Source organism: Synechococcus sp. R6-10, assembly GCF_047461815.1.
Classification (GTDB): Bacteria; Cyanobacteriota; Cyanobacteriia; order Thermostichales; family Thermostichaceae; genus Thermostichus.
In genome coordinates, this window is sequence record NZ_JANSHW010000205.1 from 1 (window position 1) to 896 (window position 896).

Consider the following 896-nt stretch of genomic DNA (forward strand, 5'->3'; position numbering starts at 1 on the left):
TCAGAGATAGGCAGGATGCGATCGCTTCTTTCCTGAACCATGTTCAGGAGAGTTCAGCGTGAATGTATCAGTCAATTAGGTCTCTGAAGCTATGGACGCCGCCGAAATTGCCGCCTTGAAAGAGCGCATCAAGCTAATCCGCGAACGCCGGCCAGCGGTAGCCAAGCTGTTGGAAAAGCCAGACTTGGGCAGCTTGCGCGTGGATGTCAACCAAGCGCTGGAGGAGATCGACGAGTTGCTCCACGAGTTTGAGCAGACTTTTGGCCCGGAAAGCTAGAGGGCTAGCTACCGACAAGCCGTTGCAACTGGGCCAGAACCTCAGCACTGTGGCGGCTGGGGTTCACGATTGGGTCGATTTCTCGCAAAATCCCCTCCGGGTCGATCAAGAACGTATTGCGCAGGGCAACATCGCCCATCCAGGAGCCGTAAGCTCGACTAACCGTACCATCGGGATCCGACAGCAAAGGAAACTGTAGCCCCTCTGCCGAGCAAAAGCGCTTGTGGGAGTCCACCGAGTCGGCGCTCACGCCCACAACCTGCGCCCCCATGGCCCGGAACTTGGGCAAATCTTGCTGAAAGCGGCGGGCCTCAATCGTACAGCCGGAAGTGAAGTCGCGGGGGTAAAAATACAACACCACCCACTCCCCCCGAAAATCCGCCAGCCGCCGTATTTGCCCGGCTTGATCTGGCAATGCAAACTCCGGTGCCGGAGAACCTATTGGCGGGAGAGGAGTAGTTCCCCACTGGGCCCAGGCAGGCTGAGTCATCCCAAAGCCCACAAGCAGGCCCACAACCAATCCCATGAGGTTTAACCAGCGCCAAACTCTGCCCACTTCCTTCACTGCCACTCTAGGACCTCTCTAAAACCCGATTTCTAGTTTACATAACTTTATAAA

2 protein-coding genes are annotated in these 896 nt (G+C 56.4%); one reads left to right on the forward strand and one right to left on the reverse strand.

Annotated elements, in window-relative coordinates; translation table 11 throughout:
* Positions 1 to 91: 91 nt before the first annotated feature.
* Positions 92 to 277 carry a hypothetical protein gene (locus tag NW837_RS06410; RefSeq protein WP_011433765.1) on the forward strand — a complete coding sequence of 62 codons (186 nt, stop codon included), beginning with the start codon at positions 92 to 94 and terminating at the stop codon, positions 275 to 277.
* Between the two features lie 4 nt (positions 278 to 281).
* On the opposite strand, the gene NW837_RS06415 is transcribed toward NW837_RS06410, so the two are convergent.
* On the reverse strand, positions 282 to 803 hold the full coding sequence (locus NW837_RS06415; protein ID WP_414329958.1) for a peroxiredoxin: 522 nt from the start codon (positions 801 to 803) through the stop codon (positions 282 to 284).
* Positions 804 to 896: the final 93 nt, after the last annotated feature.